Source organism: Actinopolymorpha pittospori (assembly GCF_014873875.1).
Lineage (GTDB): Bacteria > Actinomycetota > Actinomycetes > Propionibacteriales > Actinopolymorphaceae > Actinopolymorpha > Actinopolymorpha pittospori.
Window position 1 is genome coordinate 632,940 of record NZ_JADBEM010000001.1, and the last position, 17,936, is coordinate 650,875.

The 17,936-nt window shown below is 70.2% G+C and carries 10 protein-coding genes, 1 tRNA gene and 1 pseudogene; 8 read left to right on the forward strand and 4 right to left on the reverse strand.

Annotated features, from left to right (window positions below; translation table 11 throughout):
* Positions 1-11 precede the first annotated feature (11 nt).
* The 3 genes from HEB94_RS02880 (at position 12) to HEB94_RS02890 (ending at position 5,163) form a co-directional block, all read left to right on the forward strand.
* Positions 12-85 (forward strand) — tRNA-Met (locus HEB94_RS02880).
* A gap of 325 nt (positions 86-410) precedes the next feature.
* Positions 411-4,709: a hypothetical protein gene (locus tag HEB94_RS02885; RefSeq protein ID WP_192748513.1), complete on the forward strand. Its 4,299-nt coding sequence runs from the start codon at positions 411-413 to the stop codon at positions 4,707-4,709.
* Between the two features lie 64 nt (positions 4,710-4,773).
* Positions 4,774-5,163, forward strand: coding sequence for a hypothetical protein (locus HEB94_RS02890; protein ID WP_192748514.1), 390 nt, complete (start codon positions 4,774-4,776; stop codon positions 5,161-5,163).
* Positions 5,164-5,236: 73 nt separating this feature from the next.
* Here HEB94_RS02890 and HEB94_RS54235 read toward each other — a convergent pair.
* From HEB94_RS54235 to HEB94_RS02905, 3 genes and pseudogenes are all read right to left on the reverse strand, one after another.
* Positions 5,237-5,377 (reverse strand): annotated as a pseudogene (locus HEB94_RS54235) (IS1380 family transposase); the annotation flags it as partial.
* 145 nt (positions 5,378-5,522) lie between these two features.
* Entirely contained in the window at positions 5,523-5,735 is a 213-nt protein-coding gene (locus tag HEB94_RS02900; RefSeq protein WP_192748516.1) for a hypothetical protein, read from the reverse strand.
* A gap of 129 nt (positions 5,736-5,864) precedes the next feature.
* Entirely contained in the window at positions 5,865-7,250 is a 1,386-nt protein-coding gene (locus HEB94_RS02905) for a COG1470 family protein (RefSeq protein ID WP_202896077.1), read from the reverse strand.
* A gap of 237 nt (positions 7,251-7,487) precedes the next feature.
* On the opposite strand from HEB94_RS02905, the gene HEB94_RS02910 reads away from it, so the two are divergent.
* The 4 genes from HEB94_RS02910 (at position 7,488) to HEB94_RS02925 (ending at position 14,529) form a co-directional block, all read left to right on the forward strand.
* Positions 7,488-8,180, forward strand: coding sequence for a helix-turn-helix transcriptional regulator (locus HEB94_RS02910; protein ID WP_192748517.1), 693 nt, complete (start codon positions 7,488-7,490; stop codon positions 8,178-8,180).
* Positions 8,181-8,471: 291 nt separating this feature from the next.
* Positions 8,472-11,687 (forward strand): DUF11 domain-containing protein, encoded by a 3,216-nt coding sequence (locus HEB94_RS52165; protein WP_192748518.1) that lies wholly within the window; start codon positions 8,472-8,474, stop codon positions 11,685-11,687.
* Positions 11,684-12,391: a Pvc16 family protein gene (locus HEB94_RS02920; RefSeq protein ID WP_192748519.1), complete on the forward strand. Its 708-nt coding sequence runs from the start codon at positions 11,684-11,686 to the stop codon at positions 12,389-12,391. The genes HEB94_RS52165 and HEB94_RS02920 overlap by 4 nt, the downstream gene beginning before the upstream one ends.
* The gene (locus HEB94_RS02925; RefSeq protein WP_337917445.1) at positions 12,388-14,529 is read left to right on the forward strand and encodes an ATP-binding protein; all 2,142 of its coding nucleotides are present in this window, start codon (positions 12,388-12,390) and stop codon (positions 14,527-14,529) included. Before HEB94_RS02920 ends, HEB94_RS02925 begins: the two co-directional genes overlap by 4 nt.
* Before the next feature lie 6 nt (positions 14,530-14,535).
* Here HEB94_RS02925 and HEB94_RS02930 read toward each other — a convergent pair whose 3' ends face one another.
* Entirely contained in the window at positions 14,536-15,954 is a 1,419-nt protein-coding gene (locus HEB94_RS02930) for an eCIS core domain-containing protein (RefSeq protein ID WP_192748520.1), read from the reverse strand.
* A gap of 414 nt (positions 15,955-16,368) precedes the next feature.
* Here HEB94_RS02930 and HEB94_RS02935 point away from each other — a divergent pair, with 414 nt between their 5' ends.
* Positions 16,369-17,922 carry a phage tail sheath family protein gene (locus HEB94_RS02935; RefSeq protein WP_192748521.1) on the forward strand — a complete coding sequence of 518 codons (1,554 nt, stop codon included), beginning with the start codon at positions 16,369-16,371 and terminating at the stop codon, positions 17,920-17,922.
* Positions 17,923-17,936 lie beyond the last annotated feature (14 nt).

Sequence of the window (17,936 nt, forward strand, 5' to 3'; positions counted from 1 at the left end):
TACCAAGTCGCCGCGGGGTGGAGCAGCTCGGTAGCTCGCTGGGCTCATAACCCAGAGGTCGCAGGTTCAAATCCTGCCCCCGCTACTACGCCGAGGAAGCCCTGACCTGCTGGTCAGGGCTTCCTCTATTTTGGGCGGCTCGGTCGCTGGCCGTAGCTGCTCGTGATCGGCATGCTCTGCGGTGCCGTCTTCCTTAGCGTGTGCTGGCCACAGAACGACGCGCCTGCCCCAGGGCCGGGTGCGTGGAGACCCGGTGAGGGCTCGTCGCTGACCGGGCGGCCCGACAGGGGTCCTTTCACCGACCGATGACTTCTGCTTGACGGCCCTTCTACTTGTCCCCAGCTGGGCCTACCTTCAAGGTCAATACGGCCCCGAACTGCCCGGCCGAACGCGCCCGAGGAGTCCTGCCGATGCCTTCGATCACGCAACTGACATCCGTGGACTCGGTCGTGAAGATCGAGGCGCTCAACGCGCTGGGAATCTTCACCGTCGTCGACATGGCCGAGTATGCGGCCTGCCGGCACGCAGAGTACGTGATGTCCGCGCTCCGCCGGGACACCATCGCCGACGCGGGCGTGGAGAACTACGTTGAGGCGGCGGCGCTCACCCCGGACGCGCTCGCCCATCTCGGTGATCTGGACGTCGTACACCTCATCAGCGTCAGCGAGGCCGACGCGGCCCTGCTGGAGGCCTCCTTCGCCGTGAGCACTCTCGCCGAGCTGGCGGAACTAGCGCCGTACATCGAGGCGCAACGGCTCGTTCTCGAGAGCGTCCGGGGCGCCTACTACGAGAAGCCGTCCGCGCCGGCCGAGCTGATGCCGAAGCTCATCGGCAGCACGCACATGAAGGTCCGGTACAGCAACTACATCAAGGAGAGGGAGCAGGTCTTCGAGGACTACGCTCTGCTGCACCTGTCAGATGCGGACGAGCCGGAGCCGGCCGCCGAGCTGATCGACATCTTCTACCGGGCGCAGCTGAAGTTCCACCTCGGTTACCTCGCCTCGATCCACCAGAAGTGGATCAGCGCCGGCACCCATCTCGGCGGCATCGTGCACAGCCTCGCCCTCGCACCCGGGGAGTCCCGCAACATCGTGGTGCTGGACTGGTTCCGCCGGCAACGCAGCTCCAGGGACGAGGACACCACGACGTCGGAACAGCTGCGTTCGGAGTTCGCTCAGACCCACGCCGTGAACGAGGTCGTGGAGACGACCGCGAACGAGCACCTCTACGGCAGCACGACCGTCGACGCGACCACGAAGACCACCGGTGCGGGGCTGGTGGGCGGCACCGGGGGTGGCGCCGCAGCGTCGGGCTCCTCTGGGGTGGACCTGATGTCGATCGTCGGGCTCCCGATCAAAGCAGCAGGCAGTGCCACCGGCACGAGCGCCAGCTCGATCGGCGGGAGCCTGGTGTATTCCAACGGTTCGGTCCAGGGCACCTTGAAGTCCGAGACCACCGGGACGCGCAGCGTGGACGGTGAGCTGGTCCAGGACATCTCCGATGCCACGGTGCAGAACGCCTCCAACGTGCGTTCCGTCAGGTCGACCGTGGTCGTGGAGGATCAGCAACGGGGCGGGCAGCGTGCGCAGACCAGCAACGTGACCAACTACAACCACAGCCACGCCATGACCGTGCAGTACTGGGAGGTGCTGGACAGCTACCGGGTCGCCACCGGAATCGACTCGCTCTCCCCCGTGCTGTTCCTGCCCTTCGGACCGATGACCTTCACGATCGAGGTGATCAAGAGCTACTGGTACGTGTTCAACAAGGCGATCCGCCAGCTGCAGCCGGGAAAGGCCTTCGAGTGGAACCAGGTCGTGCGGGACTTCAATCCGCAGAATGAGGCGTTCGACGCGTCGGGAGATCTGCGCGTCGAACGAGTGAAGATCACCCGGTCACGTAGCTACAGCGAACCGGTGCGGGTCGAGTTTTACGACGCCGACCCGGTGGTGATCCTGGCCGTCGACGGGTTCGACATGGACGGCTGCATGACCCTCAAGCTGACCGGTAGCAGCAACTATGTGAGCTACGGAGTTCTCGACCTCGACGTCTTGGACGTCGCCAGCTTCTTCACCACCGACTCCTTCGAGATCGACGAGGGGATCAAGGCCACCTTGAGCTCGGATTTCATGGTCGAGCTCAAGCGGATGCTCAAGATCTATCTCGATGACCGTTCGAAAACGCCGAACGCGCCGTTCGGGACCGACCCAGACAACCTCGAGGACAACGAGCTGGGGGTCCTCAGCAAGCGGGACAACCTCAAGACCGACGTCGACAACGGCAGGTTCTCCATCATCAACGGCGACGCGACCGTCGATCTCAACCTCACGAGCATCGAGTACACGGTTGCCGACCGCAACGACCAACAGCAAGTGATCACGCAGACCGTCCGCAAGACCTACAGCTACGGCGTCCTTCGAAACGAGATCAGCGAAGAGATCGCCGACGTCACGGCCCACATCAACACGCAGCTGGCAACCGTCGCCGACATCAACGCGGCGGACACCATCGCCGCCATCGAGGAGTATTTCGCCTTCCACAAGTACGGCTTCACGAAGTACCTGCTGGCCAACCTGGAGGCAGAGCAGATCAAGGACATCATCGAGCACCTCGGCATCGTGGGAGTCACCGAGACGCTCGCGGTGAGCGCGTTGATCGACCCGAAGCCGGTCGCCCTGACTGAGAACATGCTGGTGTTCCAGCTCAAGGAGGATCCGAACGGTCTGCGTCGGGCGATCGGGCAGAACTACTTCGCCACGATCACGGCACACCCACCTGGTGACGCACCACCGCTGTCATTGTCCGGCGCCGGCCTGCGCCAGCCGGCGATCCGCAAGAGCCGGGAGACAACCAAATACCAGTTCACCGGCCAGCCGATGGCGGGCCGGGCGGACCGTGGGTTCAGCACCGCCAACTTCACGCTGTACGTGAGCACCACACCGAACAAGAACGGCGGTCACGACGTCGAGGGTTCGATGGAGGTGATCCAGGTGATCGGCAACCGCCGGTTCAGCTACCCGATGGTGCTGGCCGGGACCGCGAGCGCGATGCAGGACGGTCACATCCAGATCGGCTACACCGCGGGTGGTGCACTGCCCGACGACCTCACGGGCCTGCAGCACGGCACCCTGGACTGGACATTCGATTTCCCCCCGCCGTCCGGGGAGCACATCGCCGACATCGTCCACGGCTACGTGGTGAACCTGGCCGAGCACGAAAGCATCGTCCGGCAACGCAAGCGCTGGAGTGACGCCTTCCTACCTTCTCCCGGTGTGTTTGCCGAGGCGATCCTGAGCCGGTCCAACGCATCGGAGTATCTCGATCCTCGCCGATTCTTCGCCTGGCACGAGCTGCCGATCCCGAATCCCGCGCCGGCGGTGCAGCCGGTCAACGTCAACCAGGACTACACCCAGCCGGTGCCGGGCACTCTGGCGCCCACCGTCCCGGTCAGCGTGTTGAACCAGCTCTCGCCGATCCAGTACCCGATGCCGACCTCGCTCACCTCCGCCCTGGACGCGGTGCAGAACGGCGCGATGTTCACCGACATGTCCAAGACCGACCAGCTCACACCGATCCTGGCCACCCTGGCCACCCTGGCCAACACCACGGCCCAACAGGCCGGGAGCCTGGCCGGGGACGCAGCGGCCAACGCCCTCAACTCCGCGGTGGCGCTCGGGCAGCAGGTTGCGGACATGGTGGGAACGGCGATGGCCACGAACACGGCAGACCCTCCTCGCACGCTCACCGAAAAGGGCGTCGCACTCAGCGAGCTCGACACGATCGCGGGCAACAGCGGCGGCGGCCCGATCTCCGACACCGACTGCGCGGCAGCGCCCGTCGTCGGTGCCGTCCTGCCCGTCCCACCGCCGCCGCCACCACCGCCGCCGCCCGTGGTGCCGGTTCCGCCGGTCACCAACACCTCCGACACCATCTCAGGGACGCTCTCGATCCGTGTGGGCCTGCCCGATCCCTACGACTACGCCACGGTCAACCTGCTGGAGCTGATCGACAGCTTCATCCCGGAGGTGGTGGACGAGGCCAGCCTGGCGATCTACCAGACGTTGAAGTCGTTGGTGGTCTCGATAGGTGACGACGCCAGCAACGTCGGCAAGCTGATCACGCTGCTCGAGGGGCTCGGGCTGCTGGCCGCTCCGGAGACCGGTGGGGCGTCGCTGGCGGTCATCGCCATCATCGAGCTGCTGACTTCCCCGACGTTCATCTCACTCGGCGAGGATGTGCTGATCCTGCTCTACAACGTCGTCTACTCCTTCGCGTTCCCGCACGTAGGGTTCGCCGGTGGGCTCGACCTCGGAACCTGGCTGTCGGCGCCCGTCTTCTACAGCAAGACCAAAGGCAAGGCCGCGCAGGTGAGCACGATGACACCGGTCCCGTTCAACATCGTGTCCTACTACGTCGGCAGGACACCCATCAACACCGCGCCCAACCCCCCGGCCTGGGCTGCGGAAGCACTCGACGGCTCGCTGTTCGTCGACCAGACGCAGACCGATCCCTCGAAGCTGAGACTCACCGTCGATGACGACGCCACCGGAGACTCGGTCACGATCACCGTGGACGCGGACCAGGAGCTGCTCTTCGACATGGTCTCGATCGTGCAGAAGCTACGGGACGACCTCTTCCGCGCGGCTCACCGCGACACTGGGTGCCTGGGAGACGAGCACGAACGAGGCGATCGCGCAGAGCCTGGCTGACCTGCTCGCCAGCCTGGACGAAGGTGGCCTGGATAGTCTGCTCGACTCCTTCGGGCTTCCCACGGTGGTCACCGACGCTATCAAGTCTGCCCTGGCGACCGGCGCTGACCTGCTCGCCACCCTGGCCACGTACTTCGTGGACCTTTCGACCCTCGTTGCCCGCATGGTGCTCACACTGTTCGACTACATCACCGGCATCAAGGACCTCGTCGGGGGCCCGACCGTGATCACCTACCACCTGCACCTGAGGGCCACCATCGCCTACCGGCCCGACTTCCCCGAAGGCTGGACGATCAGCCTCGCCGGTGCGACCTCGTCCTTCCCTGTCGTCACGGTGTCCACCACCGGCGTCACGACACAGGTGGTCTACTCCAAGAACGACTACTCGACGCTCGGGCTGCTCGGGCTGCTCGGCTCCTACGACGCGATTCCCCCGATCTCCGCCCACCTGTAGACCAGCAGACCCGCGATCCCCTGGGCGCGAACCCCGAGGTATGACGTGCTGCTCGGCGGGCCCAGCGAGCTCAGCCGCCATCGAACCTGTCCAGGAACTGACCGAGGCTGGCAGGGGCATATACTCCGGCGAACAGTCGGCGCATCCCACCGGACCGGATCACATCGAGATCGTCGATACAGTCCGCACCCGCGTCCATCCCCGCGATGATCGATGTCAGCTTGCGCGACGGGTTTACTGCCGCCGACCTCACCGTCGTGGTCGTGATCGCGACCTGCTCGTCCACCAGCTCCGACGAACCCGCCCGCTCCGCCAACGCCATCACCGGCACCAGCCCCGCACACGACACCAGATTCTGCTCATCGAACTCCGGCGGGCTGCCCGGCGCCGATCTGCGCGCCCCGCTGCCGCGGCTCCTCGGCGACGACTTCGACCACGTGGGCGTGGGCACCGAGGCCGCCGACCTCAGGACGCTCGCCCCGGGTCTGACCCTGGACGGCCCGCTGACCGCGCCCGGACGCCGACAACTTCGGGCTGCCCGAGCCGAAGCTCCCGCAGGTCGGCGTCCTCACGCCGATCCTGCAGACGGTGCCCGCCGCGAACGTGGTGACCGGCCCCGGCCTCTGAGCCTGCCCGCTCCCGGGAGCGCTTTACACGTGTATTGAAACGATCAACAATGTACGGAACAAGATCGTCCGGTTTCACTGCGTGACGGTGCTGAGCACTCCGCTGACGTTGAGGACCTCGTGGCACTCCTGCGCCTGCCGACCGGTGGCCGGTGTGCCGGGCTTCGCGCAGGTCACGCTGATCGTCACCGTGTCGTTCGCTGGGATCTTGATGGGGGTGACCCAGTGGTAGTCCTGGTTGCGGAACGTCTCCAGCGCGATCGTGGTGATCTTCTGATCGCCGAAGTTGATCGTCATCACCCCTTCGTCGCCCTGGAAGTTGGCGACGACGATGTCCGTGACCCCGAAGACGCTGTTCTCCGGCACCTTGTACGCACCGGTCTGCGTCTGCCCGGTGCCCGTCTTCAGGTCGATGGTCGCCGAACTCTGCTGAGGCACGCCGGTCCCGCCGCCGTCGGCCGAGCCGCCGCCCGCGCCGCTGCCCGAACCCGTCGTCGCTCCCGTCTCCTGGCCGCCGCCGGGCTGGTTGTCCGCACCGGTACCGGGAGAGGAGCCGTCCGCCTGGCCGTCGGCCGGGGTGGGATACGGCTGCACCGCCTCGGTGGCGCTGTCGGCCGGGGTGGGACGCGGCTGCACCGCCTCGGTGGCCGCCTCCTCGGCGGCGCTGCGCACCTCGGGACGCACCAGCGCGAACCACGCGAGCAACAGCGCGAGCAGCGCGGCGAGCACCGCCAGCAGCCACTTCGGGAAGATCGGTATCTGGACGAACTCCGCGTTCAGCGAAGGCGCCACGACGATGTCGGCCGGGTGGGCCTGCGCTGTCTCCTCCCGCTCCCCGGTCTCCCGGGTGTCCAGCGTGAACGGCCACACCACCGGGTTGCCGAACCACACCGGCTTGGCGGTACGGACCCGCAGCCGGACCTCCGTCGACTCACCGGGCTCCAGCGCCGGCTCCGCCGGGGCGAACGTGAACCCCAGCTCCTCACCCGCCTGACCGGGCGTGAAGCTCACCCGCACCGGGGTGTTGCCCTGGTTGCGGACGGCCGGCAGATACCGGCCGCGCAGCCAGCCGCGCCGGCGGCGCGGGGCCAGCTCGGTGCGCAGCTCGTGGAACTCACCGATGTGCACGGTGGTTTCGAGGACCTTGACCGACTCGGGGTGCTCGTTCGGCAGCACCCGCACACCGAGCGGGACCTCGCCCGCGCGGATCTCCGGCGAACGCGGCGGCGCCAGAGTGAGCGTCACCGTCTCGGAGGTGCCCGGGTAGAGGGAGACGCGCGCGGGCTTCACCGTCGTCCAGTCGGCGCAGGCGCCGGCGACCGTGAGGTCGTACGCCTCGACGATGTCGCTGTCGTTACGGACGGTCAGCGTGGTGGTGGCGATGGCACCCGGCGTCACGGTCACGGCCGGGATGTCGAGGCCGGGCGCGCCGGGACCGGAAGAGGCTGCGGAAGGCGTCACGCGCCCACCGTAGAAGTGTGTCCCGGGGGGCGGCGAGGAACGGGAGGGCAATGTGCGGGCAGTGACGTTGCCCGGCAAGCCAACGTCAACTCCCTTGTAACAGTGGGCTCTTAATGTGGCGAGCCGCCTCGCGTGCACCGCCGGCCCATGGTCGCCTCGCGTGTATCACCCTGCCCCTCACCGACTCATGAAAACGGGTATCCCATGTTCCGCGCAGCAGAGGAGATCGGCCCTGCCATGTCCGAAGCTACGACACGTGCACTCGTCCCGGACGGCTCGATCCACCGCACCTCTCGCTCCGCCCGCCCACCCCGGGTCGCCGTCGCCGTCTACGCCGCCGACCCCGTGCTGCGCGCGGGCGTCGTACAGCAGTTGCGCCAGCGCCCCGAGACCGAACTCGTCGACGACGCCGACGCCGAGCAGGCCCAGGTCTCGCTCGTCGTCGTGGACGCTCTCGACGACGACGTGGCCGCCTTGCTGAACCGGCTGCGCTACAACAACGCCACCCGCACCGGCCTGGTCATCGGCACCCTCGGGGCTGGCGGACTGCAACGCGTCATCGAATGCGGGGTGTCGGCGGTGCTGCGTCGCTCCGAGGCCGACCAGGACCAGCTCGTACGGCTGGTCACGGCGACCGCCAACGGCGAGGGCGTGCTGCCCGGCGATCTGCTCGGCGAACTCCTCAGCCACGTCGGCAGCCTCCAGCGCGCGGCCCTCGACCCCGGCGCCGTGTCCCTGTCCACGCTCACCGCGCGCGAGGCGGAGATGCTGCGCCTGGTGTCGGAGGGCCTGGACACCGCGGAGATCGCCCGCAAGACCTCGTACTCCGAACGGACCGTCAAGAACGTGCTGCACGAGATCACCACGCGGCTCCAACTGCACAACCGGGCCCACGCGGTGGGCTACGCCCTGCGTAACGGGCTGATATAGCCCACGTGTCGACCGGCCGCCACCGGTCGCCGCCGGCTCTCCTACGACGGCCGGGAAGGTCCCGTTGCCCGAAAGCGCACCGCGCCTTCCCCCGGGTACGGACCCGCGGTCCTGCCGCACCGCGCGCGGCCGGTGGAGGGTGGTGCGGGGCATCTCCCGCGCATGTGTGCCGCGCGGTGCCCGCAGAGGCCGCCTCAGCCGGCCTGTTCTTCTGCTTCTTCGGCCGGAGGTCCGGGGTCGTCCCCCGGACCTGCGGCGGATGCCGCACCAGACTGCGTAAAGGGGACCGTGATGGAAACCGCTGGCCCCGGCGGCCGGTACCGCCTGGGGAGGCTTGGTACCTCGATCCTGCTGCTGATCCCGCTGCTGATCCCCCTGCTCGGGGTGACTGCGGCGGCCGGACCGGGCGGCGCCGAGGCGGCGGCCGCCGACGGCGCGCAGACCCGGGTCGTCTACGCCGGCACCGGGCACCGCAGCCTCGGCGAGGTCTCCTCCACCACCTCCAGCACCCCGCTGTTGGGTGCCGGACCGGCCCACTACGACACCCAGCCGTCCGCCCTCGGCGACCAGTTGGTGTTCGCGAGCCGCCGGCACGAGAAGGATCCGCAGATCTATCTGCGGGCCGCCGACGGTTCGGTGCTGGGCCTCACCACCGGCATGGACGCCGCGCACCCCCAACTCACCCCCGACGGGCAGTCGGTGGTGTTCGACGCCGCCGGGTCCGCCGTCCCGGGCGGCGGCACCCAACGCGACCTGTACCTGGTGCGCACCGACGGCACCGGACTGACCCGGCTGACGAACACGTCCGCGAACGAGGAGGACCCGACGGTCTCGCCCGACGGGCGGCGCATCGCCTACGCCAGCGACAGTGACACCCTCGCCGGGCAACAGATCTATGTACGGGACCTGCGCGGCGGCGCCGCCACCCGGCTCACCGACCCGGCGAACGGCACGGCCTCCGAGCCCGCCTGGAACCCCGTCGACGACGACGTCAACCGCGGCTGGATCGCGTACACCGCCACCACGACCGAGAACGGGCAGTCCGTCCCCCGGCTGCGGATCACCGACGGGAGCGCCGACGAGCCGCTGTTCGCGGGCGCGCAGGCAACCTGGCGGGCCCACGGGGCAGCGTGGCTGCCCGACGGGGACGCTCTGGTGTTCCTCAGCCCCGAGACCACCTGTGAGTGCGAGGGCGGCTGGGACCACGTGTTCCGCTCGACCGCCCACTCCGACCAGGTGCCCTCGCTGGTGCTCAACGAGGACCGGGACGTGCTCTCACCGACCTGGCTCGGCTCCATGGACGGCGGCCAAGCGGTCGTGGAGCGCACCTCGGCGCCCACCGGGCACGTGGTGACCCTCCAGGACTCCCGCGCGGACGGCTCCGACCCCCGCGACCTCGGCCTGACGATCCTCAAGGAGGATCCCGCGGCCGACACCAACACCGACCCCGCCAAGGACCCGCTGTTCGAGCCCGGGGACGGCCTCGACCCGTGGACCGAGCGGCAGAACTACACCCCCGACGGCCGCCGGATCGTCCTCACCCGTTTCGAGGACAGCGCCGACGGCCGCATCGAGCGGATCTGGATGGCCGACGCCGACGGCACCAACGCGGCACCGATGAACCTCGCCGGGCGCGCCGCGACCGACTGGGACACCGACCCGACGTTCTCCCCGGACGGCAGGTTCCTCGCCTTCACCCGGACCTCGCCCGGCGGTGTGGGCGACGCCGCGGGCGCCAGCCGCATCCTCATCGCCGAGGTGGCCACCGGCGCCATCACCGGTGAGGTCGTCCCGCCGGCCGGACAGCTCCAGGGCAAGGACGCCCAGCCCACCTGGTCCTCCGACGCCACCACCCTCGCCTTCACGCGCAGCATGAAGATCGACGGGGACGGCGGTAACAAGCACGTGTGGACCGTGCCCGTCGCCGACCTGACGCGGCAGACCGACCTGAGCGCCACCAACTGCCCCGGCGACTGCGAGGTCATCGACGACAGCCCCGCGTTCTCCCCGGACGGCCGCGACATCGCCTTCAACCGCAAGAACGGCGCCGGACAGGTCGACGAGGAGAACGGCCTGCTGCTCACCTCCGCGGACGGCGCCGACTGCCAGGTGCTGCTGCCCACCGCCGCACGCGGCCTGCCGGGCGCCTGCGGCCGAGACCTGCCCGACACCACCACAACCGGGCCGCACCAGCCGCGTGACGCCGCCTGGACCGCCGACGGCACGGGGCTCGTGTTCAGCTCGCGCGCCGAGGCCGCCGTCAACAGCCCCGAGAAGCTGAGCCTCCTGGACGTCGACTCCGGCGCCGTCACGCCGCTCACCGACGACCTCGCGGGCCGCCAGAAGGAACCCACCCTCCAGCAGTCCGTGGACCTCGCGATCACCGTGCCCGGCACCACGTCCGAGGTCACCGTCGGCGACTCCACCACCGTCCGGGTCGACGTCGTCAACAACGGCCCCGCCGCCTCGCCCGGCACCACCCTGAGGATCGCGCCGCCCGCAGGCGTGCAGGTCACCGGGATCAGCCGGCCCGGCGGCACCTGCGACGCCGCCTCCCTCCAGTGCGACCTGGGCGTGCTGGACCCCGGTACCACCGTGCCGGTGGACGTGACGCTCACCGGGCTCACCCCGGGGGACGCGCCGGTCGACTGGTCGGTCACCGGTACGGTGCTCGACCCGCAGCCCAGCGACAACACGGGCCGGACCGTGGTGCCGGTGGTCGAGGTGACACCGCCGCCCTCCACACCGACTCCGACTCCCACTCCGACGCCGACCCCGACACCGACGCCGACTCCCACGCCGCCCCCGACTCCCACTCCTACGCCGACTCCGACAGCGCCTTCGCAACCTCCGGCGCCGAAGGCCGGGCCCGGGGTGACGGTCAAGGCCCAGCCCAACCCCGGCTACGTCGGCGGGAAGGTCGTGGTGACGTACACCATCCGCAACGGCCGCAACGCGCCGGCCACCGGGCTGCGGCTGAAGATCGGCCTGCCCGCTGGGTTGCCCGACAGCGGGCCGCCCGCGGGCTGCGACACCGACTGGGTGTGCGCGCTGCCCGACCTCACCCAGGGCTCCAGCACCGTCGTACGGGTCGTGCTCAGCCCCAAGAAGGCGATGACCGGCCAGGTCACCGGCGTGCTCACCACCACCGGGACGGACGCGAACAAGAACGACAACACCGCCCGGGAGCGGCTGCGCATCCTCCAGCCGAAGATCATCGCCGTGCCGGAGATCGGCAAGCCCGGCGTCGTCACCTCCGTGCGCGGCAAGGACTTCCCGCCGGGCGTGCCCGTCCGGTTCAAGTGGAACCCCGGGATCACCGCGGCCGCCGCGCCGACGATCCCGAAGACCGACGGCACCTTCATCGGCCAGCTGCTCATCCTCGCCAAGGACCAGACCGGGCCCCGCACCATCACCGCCAGCGGACCCGGATTCTCCCCGGTGAAGACCGACTTCCTGGTCGTCAACGGCAGTGTGCAGCCGCCGGACGAGGTGACCCGCCGGTGATCCACGAGGTCGACGAGGGACTCCGGCGGCTGCTCGCCGAGAACGCTCTGGAGGCGTCGGGCATCGAGGTGGTCTTCGACGCCCCCACCCGTGACTGGGCGGCCCGCCGCACCGCCCCCACCGTCTGCGTCTTCCTCTACGACATCCGGGAGGACGCCACCCGGCGCGGCAGCGGCGCCGGGGAGGTGCACGACGAGGACGGGCACCTCGTCGCCCGGCGCTCCCCGCCCCGCTGGTTCCAGCTGACCTACCTGGTCACCGCGTGGGCGAGCCGCCCACAGGACGAGCACCGGCTGCTGTCCCAGGTGTTGGCGACTCTGGTGGCCACCGACACCCTGCCCGCCCGCCTGCTCACCGGCACGCTCGCCGACCTGGGCCTGACGGTGGGACTGGACACCGCCGGCGCCCTGGCGGACGCGCCGGCAGCCGCCGACGTGTGGTCGGCGCTCGGCGGTGAGCTGAAGGCATCCCTCGGCGTACGGGTCCAGGCCCCGCTCGCCGGGGTGACCAAGGCCGCCGCGCCGCCCGTCACCGAGGGCCTCGTCGTCCGCACCGCCGCCGCGCGGACGGGCGAGGAGGCGAGCCCCGGCCGCCGGCTGCGCTACACCGAGGTCGGCGACCCCGGCGGCGACGGCTTCACCGGCCCGCGCGAACGGCCGGCCGCACCGGGGCGGAGGCGACGCAGAGGGGATCGGCAGCCGTGACGTACACCGTGGAGCCGGAGGCCCGTGCGGAACCGGAGGCCGGACGGGGACCGGCGCTCGGCATGGATCCGGGGGCCGGTGTGGATCCGTTGTGGGAGCGGCTCGGTGCCGTCGAGGCGCGGGTGCGCGAGGTCGTCGCCTCGCGGCGGGCCGTCGACCCCGATCCGGACGATCCCTACCGGGGCCAGTACCTCACCCCCGAGGCGGCGGTGCGGATCCTGGACGAGCTGGGTGGGCTCGGGATGCCCGCGCAGGACCTCTGGCTGCCGCCGGACGGCTCCCGACTCGACCTGCTCCTGCGGCGGTTCGGGCTCTCACCAATCGATCTCGATCTGCTGCTGGTCGCGCTGGCGCCCGACCTGGACGCCCGCTTCGAGCGGCTCTACGGCTATCTCAACGACGATCTGACCCGGCGCCGGCCCACCGTCGGGCTCGCGCTGGAGCTGTGCGGGCTGGGCGGGGCGTCGGCCGCGCGGTTCCGGCTCGCGCCCGGGGCGCCGCTCGTCGCGCACGGCCTGGTGGAGATCACCGACGCCGAACGGCCGCCGCTGTCGCGGGTGGTGGCCGTTCCCGACCGGGTCACCGCGCATCTGCTAGGCGACACGCGGCCCGACGCGCGGCTGGCCGGGCTCCTCGCAGAGGTCCGGGAGGACCCGACCGCCGAGGGCGCCGACCGGGCAGCGGCAGCGGCCGGAACCGGGCATGTCCATCTGCGCAGCCGGGGCGGTGACGCCGAGGGGCTGGCCGTCGCCGGACTGCGCGCGGCCGGTCTGCGCCCGCTCGTCCTGGACACGGTGGCGCTGGCCCGGCGCCCGGCCGATGTGCCCGCGCTCGCCCGGGTGATCGCCCTCGAAGCCCAGCTGACCGGGGCCGGGGTGGTCCTCGGCCCGCTGGCCGCGCTGCCGGACGAACCAGCCGAACGGGCCCGCACGCTCTCCTCGTTGTGCGCCGCGCTGCGGGGCGTCCCGCTCCTCACCCACGACACGATCGGCTGGGACCCGGCCTGGGCGGCGCACACCCCAGTCGTGCTGAGCGTCGACGCGGCGTCCCCGGCGCGGCAGGCCGAACGGTGGCGGCACGCGCTGGAGTCGGCGGCCGGGGAGACCGTGAACGGTGACCTCTCGACGGGGCGCACCTCGCCCGGGGACGTCCAGGGGCTCGCCCTGGCCGTCGCCGCACACCGGCTGGACTCCGGGCAGTTACGCCGAGCCGCCGACGCGGCCGTGCGCACGGCCGCCCTCGACGGACGGCCGGTGGGGCCCGACGATCTGCAGAGCGCCGTACGGGCGCAGAACGGCGCGGGGCTCGACCGGCTCGCCCGGCGGGTGGAGCCCGGGGTCGGCTGGGACGACCTGGTGCTGCCGCCGACCACCCACCGACGGCTGCGGGAACTCGCGTTGCGGGCCCGTCACCGCGAGCAGGTGCTCGGGGGGTGGGGGATGCGGCCCGGCGGTGGCCGGGGGCGCGGGGTCATCGCGCTGTTCGCCGGCGAGTCGGGGACCGGGAAGACCATGTCCGCCGAGGTCGTCGCCGCGGACCTGGGCATGGACCTGTACGTCGTCGACCTGTCCACGGTCGTCGACAAGTACATCGGGGAGACCGAGAAGAACCTGGAGCGGATCTTCACCGAGGCGTCGGCCGTCAACGCGGTGCTGCTCTTCGACGAGGCCGACGCGATCTTCGGCAAGCGCTCCGACGTCAAGGACGCCCACGACCGGCACGCCAACATCGAATCGGCGTATCTGCTCCAGCGCATGGAGTCCTTCGACGGCATCGCCGTGCTCACCACCAACCTGCGGGCCAACCTGGACGAGGCGTTCACCCGCCGCCTCGACGTCGTCGCGGACTTCCCGATGCCCGACGCCGGTCAGCGCCTCGCCCTGTGGGACCGGTGCCTGGGCGACCGCCTGCCCCGCGCCGACGACCTCGACCTCGCCTTCTGCGCCGACCGCTTCGAACTGGCCGGCGGCTCGATCCGCGCCTGCGCGGTCACCGCGGCCTACCTCGCGGCCGAGTCCGGCAGCCCGCTCACCATGCGGCAGCTGGTGACGGCGATCGCCCAGGAGTACCGCAAGCTGGGACGGCTGGTCCTGGAGGGCGAGTTCGGGCCTTACCTGGCGGACGCCCTCGAGGCCTGAGAGACCTCAGGCGTCGGAGGCCTTCTTCCACTTGGCGCCCACTTTCTCCCACCGTTTGAGGACGGGCGGGGAGAGTATCGCGCCTCCGTACTCCTTTTCGTGAAGGCGCTGCGCCTCCCTCAGCTTGTCCGCAACGGCCCCCCAGTCGACGGTGGGCGCGTTCGCCAAGCTCAGTGCGTCCTTCAGCTCGCTCGACCGTGGCGTCATCGCGCCCTCAGGCGTGTAGTTGAAGTCGGTTCCGGATCCCGGGTCGCCTCTCCTCGTGTCACTGGCCGGTCCCATTTCCAGGTTGGCCGGCATGTTGTGCAGGGCCTTTTTGTTCGCCGCGCCCGAGTCGAGTACCGTCCGTACCTCATCCAGGAACTCGAACAGCGGTTCCGCGTTCGCCTTGTCCCTCTCGGCCGAGGCGAGTACAGCGTCCAACTCGCTCTGGGAGATCTTGTGATGGAGGGTTGTCTTGTCGCCCCAGATCGGATGCTCCACCCGCATGTCCGCATGTGCCGACCTGACCGCGCTCGCCGCCCAGTCGCTGCTGCCGCCGCCCGTACGATCGAACCCGGACGCGTGTTTAGCGATTTCGATCTCCTTGAGGAGATCTCCCATCAATGACTTGTCACGTTTTGCTTCGTCCAGCGTCCAAAGTTCCCTTTCGGGATCGATGCCGATCCGTATGAGGATGTACTCCTTCTCGTTCTGCTCCTTTGCCTTGAATTCTTCGCTGCATCCCTCGAAGTACTCCATTATTTCCTCGAACACGGTCTTCGAGGAAGTGGCCGCTGCCGCGGGTGGCTGACCCCCCGCCTGCTTTTTCGACTGCTTCTTCTTGCGGGGCATGCGCTGCACCTCGGCCAACGCATCGTTCGTCCGATGCGTGGCGTCGGCGGTGTGGTCCGCGGCCGAGCGCCGAACGTCCGCTCCGCCCCGCATCACCTGCTCGGCCTTGCGTTCGGCCGACCCTTCGAACCGGTCAGAGGGGTCGCTGATGCTCAGGCCGCTGCCGTCGTCGGTACCGGCCACAGCCCCCGCACGCTGCTGGCGGACGTGTTCCAGTTCGTGCGCGAGGGTCTTCTTGTCGATCGTGCCGCGGAACACGATGTGACGGGTGCCGGTGGTGTACGCCTCGGCACCGACCGCCTCGGCGGAACGCCGGGCAGCGGCGCCGGTGTGGACAGCGACGTCGGAGAAGTCCTCGCCCGAGAAGCGGGCTTCCATCTCCCGCTGCAGCGGGGCGGGCAGTCGGCTGCCGGCGGACCACACCACGGAGTTCACCGCGTCGGCGGCGCCTGGCTGCGCCGCGGCTTCCCGGCCGTGTCCCGCGCCGTGCTGATGCTTCGAGTGAGCGTCCTCGGGCACCCCGGCGTCCGGCTGCTCCTGGGTGTTCGGCTGCTGCTGGGCGGGCGCGCTCCGAGCGCGCCGGGCGATCATGCCGGCCACCGCGGCGTTGCCCGCGGCGCCCTGGGCGGCCTGGAGCGCAGCGGCCGTGAGCGGGGGCGGTACGGCGGCGCCGCCCGGGGACGTATCCCGTCGGGCGCCGGCCTGGCCGCGTGCCGGTTCCTGGTCCTCGCTCCGGCCGGTGCGCTGTTTGGAAGTCTGCACCTTCTGCCTCCTCGTCGGCGCCCATGTTGCGGCTCTCCAGTTCATCGCGGGGCGAGCGGGGCGACCAGGTCCGAAGGGGCAGTGCGAGGGCAACGGTGGGTGACATCGCGACGGTCAGCCTGGGGCGTTCGTAAGGCAGATGCATTGCCCCCGGTCAGGTCCGCACGTCCCTGCCGCTCCGCCGGTACGCCGCGCCAGACTCGGCCTGGACACAGGTGACCGTAAGGACGTTAAGGAGCGAGCATGCCGACGTACCTCACCCCGGGCGTGTACGTGGAGGAGGTGCAGTCCGGTGCCCGACCGATCGAAGGGGTCGGCACGGCCGTCGCCGCGTTCGTCGGCTTCGCCGAGAAGGGGCCGTTCCACGCGCCGACGCTGGTCACCAGCTGGGACCAGTACTCCCAGGTGTTCGGCGGCTTCACCGAGGGCACCTATCTCGCCCACGCGCTCTACGGGTACTTCTCCAACGGCGGCGGCGCCGCGTACGTGGTGCGCCTCGGCGGGGCCGCCGAGGTGGCCTCGGGCCCGTCGGTCAATGGCGGTCGGCAGCCGAAGGCGATTCAGCCGGTCGAACTCGGCGGCTTCCTGATCGCGGCCAAGCCGGGCGTGACCGGGGTGTCGGTCGAGGTCGCCGACGCTGAGGGCGAGAACCCGCCGGAGGACCGCTTCAAGCTCCTGGTCCGCCGGGGCGACCAGGTCGTGGAGACCTACGAGGCCTCCACCCGCAAGAACGTCAAGGGCTACCTGGTCACCCAGGCCCGCGCCTCCAAGCTGATCGAGGTCACTGAGCAGCAGGACGCCGCCCAGACCAGGCCCGCCGCCCAGACCCTCGCGGTCCCGGACGCCCCGGCCGCGCCCGCCGCGAACGGCTCCGGTGAGCTGGCCCGCATCGGCCCCGCCGAGTACGTCGGCGACGCGGCGGCCCGTACCGGGTTCGGCGGTCTGGAGACCATCGACGAGATCACCATGGTCGCGGTGCCCGACCTGATGGGCGCCTACCAGCGCGGCGACATCGACGCCGAGGGCGTACGCACCGTGCAGCTCGCCGTCATCTCGCACTGCGAGCAGATGAGCGACCGCGTCGCCGTCCTCGACGCGCCTCCCGGGCTCAACGCCCAGCAGGTGCGCACCTGGCGCAACGACGAGGCGGGCTACGACTCCCGCTACGCCACCCTCTACTACCCCTGGGTGCGGGTCTTCGACCCGGCCGTCGGCCGCAACACCACCGTCCCGCCGAGCGGTCACATCGCCGGTGTGTGGGCGCGCAGCGACGCCGAGCGCGGGGTGCACAAGGCCCCGGCGAACGAGGTGATCCGCGGCGCGGTCGACCTCGAACTCCGGCTCAGCAAGGGCGAGCAGGACCTGCTCAACCCGATCGGCGTGAACTGCATCCGCGCCTTCCCCGGCCGCGGCGTCCGGATCTGGGGCGCGCGCACCCTGTCCTCCGACCCGGCCTGGCGCTACCTCAACGTGCGCCGCCTCTTCAACTACCTGGAGGAGTCCATCCTCCTGGGCACCCAGTGGGTCGTGTTCGAGCCCAACGACGACCGGCTGTGGTCCAGCATCCGCCGCAACGTCACCGCGTTCCTCACCGAGGAATGGCGCCGCGGCGCGCTGTTCGGCCGGACCGCCGACGAGGCGTTCTACGTCAAGTGCGACCGCGACAACAACCCGCAGGAGTCCATCGACCAGGGCCGGGTCGTCTGCGAGATCGGCGTCTCGCCGGTCAAGCCCGCCGAGTTCGTGGTCTTCCGGCTGGCTCAGTTCTCCGACACGACCAGCCTCATCGACGAGTGATCCGCGGATCCGGG

Excerpts from the sequence above, each read along its gene's own strand:
- HEB94_RS02885 (WP_192748513.1), top strand. The coding sequence starts at position 411 with ATGCCTTCGATCACGCAACTGACATCCGTGGACTCGGTCGTGAAGATC.
- HEB94_RS02910 (WP_192748517.1), top strand. The coding sequence starts at position 7,488 with ATGTCCGAAGCTACGACACGTGCACTCGTCCCGGACGGCTCGATCCAC.
- HEB94_RS52165 (WP_192748518.1), top strand. The coding sequence starts at position 8,472 with ATGGAAACCGCTGGCCCCGGCGGCCGGTACCGCCTGGGGAGGCTTGGT.
- HEB94_RS02930 (WP_192748520.1), bottom strand. The coding sequence starts at position 15,954 with ATGATCGCCCGGCGCGCTCGGAGCGCGCCCGCCCAGCAGCAGCCGAAC.
- HEB94_RS02935 (WP_192748521.1), top strand. The coding sequence starts at position 16,369 with ATGCCGACGTACCTCACCCCGGGCGTGTACGTGGAGGAGGTGCAGTCC.